The sequence below is a fragment of the Allobosea sp. CER48 genome (assembly GCF_044752385.1).
Classification (GTDB): domain Bacteria; phylum Pseudomonadota; class Alphaproteobacteria; order Rhizobiales; family Beijerinckiaceae; genus Allobosea.
In genome coordinates, this window is record NZ_JBIWYK010000201.1 from 1 (window position 1) to 5,714 (window position 5,714).

A 5,714-nucleotide genomic window follows, 5' to 3' on the forward strand; every position below is an offset into this window, starting at 1 on the left:
CTCCAAATCCGGTGCGGGCGCCTCAGAGCGCCCGCGCCATCTCCCGCAGGCGGAATTTCTGGATCTTGCCGGTCGAGGTCTTCGGCACCTCGGCGAAGACGATCGTGCGCGGGCACTTGAACGAGGCGAGGTGCTGCTTGCACCAGGCGATGATCTCGTCCTCGGTCGCTTTCTGCCCCGGCTTCAGCTCGATGAAGGCGCAGGGCGTCTCGCCCCATCTGTCATCGGGGCGCGCGACTACGGCAGCGGCCTGCACGGCAGGGTGCTTGTAGAGCGCATCCTCGACCTCGATCGAAGAGATGTTCTCGCCGCCGGAGATGATGATGTCCTTGGAGCGGTCCTTGAGCTGGATGTAGCCGTCGGGATAGCGCACGCCGAGATCGCCGGTGTGGAACCAGCCACCGGAGAAGGCTGCTGCCGTGGATTTCGGGTTTCTGAGATAGCCCTTCATCACGACATTGCCGCGCATCATCACCTCGCCGAGCGTCTGCCCGTCGCGCGGCACCGGCTGCATCGTCTCGGGGTCGAGCACGTCGAGCCCTTCCAGCGCGGGGTAGCGCACGCCCTGCCGCGCCTTCTTGGCGGCCTGATCGGCGGGCGACAGTGCGTCCCACTCGTCGTTCCAGTCGTTGACGACGGAAGGACCGTAGCACTCGGTCAGGCCGTAGAGATGCGTCACCTCGAAGCCCGCCTGCTTCATGCCGGCGAGCACGGCCTCCGGCGGCGGCGCAGCCGCGGTGAAGAAGGAGACGGCCTGCGGGAAGTCCCGGCGCTCCTCGGGCGGGGCGTTGAGCAGCGTCGACATCACGATCGGCGCGCCGCAGAGATGGGTGACGCCATGGTCGGCGAGCGCGTCGTACATCGCCTTGGCGCGGACCTGCCGCAGGCAGACATGGGTGCCGGCGAGGATCGAGATCGTCCAGGGAAAGCACCAGCCGTTGCAGTGGAACATCGGCAGCGTCCAGAGATAGACGGGGTGCCGGCCCATATTGCCCGTGATGACGTTGGAGGTGGCGAGCAGATTGGCGCCGCGGTGGTGGTAGACCACCCCCTTCGGGTCTCCGGTGGTGCCGGAGGTGTAGTTCAGCGCAATGGCGTCCCACTCGTCCGACGGCATCTGCCAGTCGAACTTCGGGTCGCCGCCGGCGACGAAATCCTCGTATTCGACGCTGCCCAGCCGCTCGCCGGGGCCGTCATAGACCGGATCGTCATAATCGATGACGAGCGGCTTCACTATGCAGAGGGCGAGGGCCTCCTTCACCGTCTTCGAGAATTCGCGGTCGGCGATCAGCACCTTCGCCGCGCCGTGGTCGAGCGAGAAGGCGATGATCGCGGCGTCGAGCCGGGTGTTCAGCGTATTGAGCACCGCGCCGGCCATCGGCACGCCGTAGTGGCATTCGAGCATGGCCGGCGTATTCGGCAGCATGGCCGCCACAGTGTCGTTCTTGCCGATGCCGTGTTTGGTCAGCGCCGAAGCAAGCCGGCGCGAGCGGGCATAGAACTCGGCATAGGAACGGCGCAGCGGCCCGTGGATGATCGCCGTGCGGCTCGGGAAAACGGCTGCGGCGCGCTCCAGGAAGGGGAGCGGCGTCAGCGGCTGGTAGTTCGCCGGGTTGCGGTCGAGATCGGTGTCGTAGGCCGAACGGGTCATCGGGAAACCTTCCACGCAAGCGGGCCAGCCTTAGCCGCTGACGCGCCCTTGCGTAATCCATCCCTTTTTCCGATGCGGCGCAATCGCGCGGTGGCGGCTCAGCCGAGCAGATGCAGGCCGCGCACCCCGTCGAAGACGAGCTTGAGGCCGACGAGCAGCAGCAGCCAGTAGACGATGCCGTAGAAGCGCTCGGCCGGGACGCGCCGGACGAGCCAGACCCCGGCGAAGGTGGCGGCGATGGCGAAGGGCAGCAGGGCGGCGGAGGCCATGAGATTCTGGCCGCTGAGCTGGCCGAGCGCGAGATAGGGGATGATCTTCACCAGGTTCATCGCGGCGAAGAAGATCGCGCCGGTGCCGACGAAGACGGCCGGCGGCAGCTTCTGCGGCATGACGTAGATCTGGAAGGGCGGGCCGCCGGCATGGGCGACCATGCTGGTGAAGCCGCAGAGGAAGCCCCAAAGACTGCCTGCGCTCCAGTTCGCCTTCGTCGCGACCGCCGGCTTGCGCCCGTCGCCCAGCATGCGGCGCAGGGCGAAACCGACCGAGATCAGCCCGACCGCGAGAACGACCGCGGCGTCCGAGACCCTGGCCGCCAGGAGATATCCGACAAGGATGCCCAGCAGGGCGCCGGGCGCCAGCGTCGCAAGATTGCGACGGTCGAAGTCCCGTCGATAGGACCAGACGGAGACGACATCCTGCGCGATCAGCAGCGGCAGCATGATCGCCGCCGCTGTCACCGGCGAGACGACGAGAGCCATCAATGGCAGGGAGAGCAGCCCCAGGCCGGAAAAGCCGCCCTTCGCCAGCCCCGTCAGGATGACGGCCGGCACCATGGCGGCGAAGAAGACGAGATCGAAAGGCATTGGGGAAGGCTGCGCCGCAGAGCCAAGAGGTGCAGGATGGGATGGGCGAAAGTCTTAAACCTGCAAGCTTGCGCTGATCGGGGGGAGTGCGCAGGATTCGCGCAAAACCAGCCCCGCCATCGCCGGCTCGCCGTGGGGCTTTAGGACGAAACCCGGCGCAGAGGAACGCTTTCCATGAATGGCTCCCATGCGGCGCCCGCCCGCCCCGCCGAAGGCTATCGCGCAACCTATGCCCGTTGGCGGACCGACCCCGACGCCTACTGGCTGGACATCGCCAAAGGCATCGACTGGATCAAGCCTCCCGGGAAGGCCTTCGATGCCTCGGCTGGCATCTATGGCCGCTGGTTCCCGGACGCGACCTGCAACACCTGCTTCAATGCGCTCGACCGGCATGTCCGTGACGGGCGTGGCGAACAGGTCGCACTGATCCACGACAGTCCGGTCACGGGAACGAAGGCCAGCTTCACCTATGCGCAGATGCTGGAGGAGGTCGCGACGCTCGCGGCGGTGCTGCAGGATCTCGGGGTCGGCAAGGGCGACCGCGTCATCGTCTATATGCCGATGGTGCCGGAGGCGGCCTTCGCCATGCTGGCCTGCGCCCGCATCGGGGTGGTGCATTCCGTCGTCTTCGGCGGCTTCGCGGCCAAGGAGCTGGCGACGCGCATCGACGACGCCGAGCCCAAGGTGATCCTGACCGCGACCTGCGGCATCGAGCCGACGCGCGTGGTCGAATACAAGCCCCTGCTCGACGGCGCGATCGAGATGGCCCGTCACAAGCCGCAGAACTGCGTCGTGCTGCAGCGGCCGCAGGCCGATGCCTCGATGCATGCGACGCGCGACAAGAACTGGCGCACGCTCGTCGCTGCCGCCAAGGCGGCGGGGCGCAAGGCGGACTGCGTGGAGGTCGCGGCGACCGACCCGCTTTACGTGCTCTACACCTCCGGCACGACAGGCAAGCCGAAGGGCGTGGTACGCGACAATGGCGGGCACATGGTCGTGCTCAAGGCGACGATGGACCAGCTCTTCGACGTGCAGCCCGGCGAGGTGATGTTCTGCGCCTCCGATGTCGGCTGGGTCGTGGGCCATGGCTACATCGTCTATGCGCCGCTGATCCAGGGCGCGACCAGCGTTCTCTACGAAGGCAAGCCTGTCGGCACGCCCGACCCCGGCGCCTTCTGGCGGGTGATCGCCGAGCATGGCGCCAAGGTGTTGTTCACGGCGCCGACGGCCTTCCGCGCCATCCGCAAGGAAGACCCGGATGGCAAACATCTCGCTGGCCATGATCTCTCGCGCTTCAAGGCGCTCTTCCTGGCTGGCGAGCGGGCCGATCCCGAGACGCTGAAATGGGCGGAGGCGATGCTCAAGGTGCCGGTGATCGACCATTGGTGGCAGACGGAGAGCGGCTCGCCGATCGTCGGCAATCCGATGGGGCTCGGCCTGCTGCCGGTGAAGCATGGCTCGCCGACCGTGCCGCTGCCGGGCTGGGACGTGCAATGCCTCGACGAGGCCGGCCATGCGGTGAAGCCGGGAGCGATGGGCGCGATCGTGCTGAAGCTGCCGCTGCCGCCCGGGGCACTGCCGACGCTGTGGCGGGACGATGAGCGCTTCCAGCAGGCCTATCTCACGACCTATCCAGGCTACTACAACACTTCGGACGCAGGCTTCATCGACGAGGACGGCTATGTCTTCATCATGGGGCGCACCGACGACATCATCAATGTCGCGGGCCACCGTCTTTCGACAGGCGGCATGGAGGAGGTGCTCGCGGCCCACCCGGCCGTTGCGGAATGCGCGGTCGTCGGCATCCGCGATGCCCTCAAGGGCGAGCAGCCCTGCGGCTTCGTCGTGCTGAAGGCCGGCGTGACGCAATCGCCCGCCGAGGTCGAGAAGGAGCTGGTGGCGCTGGTGCGCGAGCGCATAGGCCCCGTCGCCGCCTTCAAGCTCGCGGTGACCGTGAACCGGCTGCCGAAGACGCGCTCCGGCAAGATCCTGCGGGCGACGATGAAGAAGATTGCCGACGGCGAGGACTACGCCGTGCCGGCGACGATCGAGGACCCGACGGCGCTCGACGAGATCGGCGTGGTGCTGAAGGGCAGGGGGATCGGATAGGCGCTCTCTATCGGCGCCGCGCCATGCTCGCCCATGTGGCGAGCATCCCTGTCTTGAACACGACCTTCGACCAGCGAAAGCGTCGCTGGTCGGGACAAGCCCGACCATGACGGCTCGAGGCCGAGGCTGAGCTCAGCCCTCGTCGTCCTCGTCCGCCGGACGCTTGAGCTGCTTGAGCTTGGCGAACACGGAATCGACGTCGATCGCCGCCTCCTCCTCGCGCTTCGGACGGCTCATATCGGCGAAGGGCTGGCTTTCGGTGCGGGTCGGCTCCGGAGCGGTCGTCTCCTCGGCCGAAAGCAGAGTGGAGCCGGCTTCCGCCAGCGCGGCGGGGCGGTCCTTGGCGGCGCGGCCGACCTCGAAGTCCAGATCGATCTGCGAGCACAGGCCGAGGCTGACCGGATCGATCGGGGTCAGCTGCTGGGCGTTCCAGTGCGTGCGGTCCCGGATCTGCGCGATCGTCGACTTGGTCGTGCCGATCAGGCGGATGATCTGCGCGTCCTTGAGCTCGGGGTGGTTGCGCAGCAGCCAGAGGATGGCGTTCGGCCGGTCCTGGCGCTTCGAAACGGGGGTGTAGCGCGGGCCCTTGGTGCGCTTGATCTCGGGCACCTTCACCTTGCGCTCGGCGAGACGCAGGTGATGGTTCGGGTTCTTGGCGGCGCGTTCCAGCTCCTCGCGGGTGAGCTGGCCCGAGGTGATCGGATCAAGGCCCTTGATGCCGGCCGCGACCTCGCCATCGGCGATGCCGCGCACCTCGAGCGGGTGCAGCTTGCAGAACTCGGCGATCTGCTCGAACGTCAGCGAAGTGTTCTCGACCAGCCAGACCGCAGTGGCCTTGGGCATCAGCGGGGTTTGTGACACGGGGCGTCTCCTGAAGGGCCTTCGCGCCGGCAGCTCTCCGTGGCTGGGCTCGTAAAGGCAGGGTCGCGGACAAAAGCTCTCATGCGCCGACCAGCCTCCCCGGCTGGCCATCCAAATCATCGACGATGAGCAGGATGGCGCGCCTTATAGGCGAGGGCGAGGCGAGTGTCCATGGATTTGCGCGTCATTCCGGCTGCGGTGAGCCAGCCTCGACGAGCGCGCCGGGCACC

The 5,714-nt window shown here is 67.3% G+C and carries 4 protein-coding genes; 1 reads left to right on the top strand and 3 read right to left on the bottom strand.

Annotation, left to right across the window (positions count from 1 at the left end):
* Positions 1 to 22 precede the first annotated feature (22 nt).
* Complete coding sequence (locus tag ACIPIA_RS09345; protein WP_400508825.1) at positions 23 to 1,651, bottom strand: acyl-CoA synthetase; 1,629 nt, start codon at positions 1,649 to 1,651, stop codon at positions 23 to 25.
* A 98-nt stretch (positions 1,652 to 1,749) separates the two neighbouring features.
* Positions 1,750 to 2,514, bottom strand: coding sequence for a sulfite exporter TauE/SafE family protein (locus ACIPIA_RS09350; protein ID WP_400508827.1), 765 nt, complete (start codon positions 2,512 to 2,514; stop codon positions 1,750 to 1,752).
* 174 nt (positions 2,515 to 2,688) lie between these two features.
* On the opposite strand from ACIPIA_RS09350, the gene ACIPIA_RS09355 reads away from it, so the two are divergent.
* The gene (locus tag ACIPIA_RS09355) at positions 2,689 to 4,623 is read left to right on the top strand and encodes a propionyl-CoA synthetase (RefSeq protein WP_400508829.1); all 1,935 of its coding nucleotides are present in this window, start codon (positions 2,689 to 2,691) and stop codon (positions 4,621 to 4,623) included.
* 132 nt (positions 4,624 to 4,755) lie between these two features.
* Here ACIPIA_RS09355 and ACIPIA_RS09360 read toward each other — a convergent pair whose 3' ends face one another.
* Entirely contained in the window at positions 4,756 to 5,484 is a 729-nt protein-coding gene (locus ACIPIA_RS09360) for a DUF1013 domain-containing protein (protein WP_400508831.1), read from the bottom strand.
* Between the last annotated feature and the right edge of the window lie 230 nt (positions 5,485 to 5,714).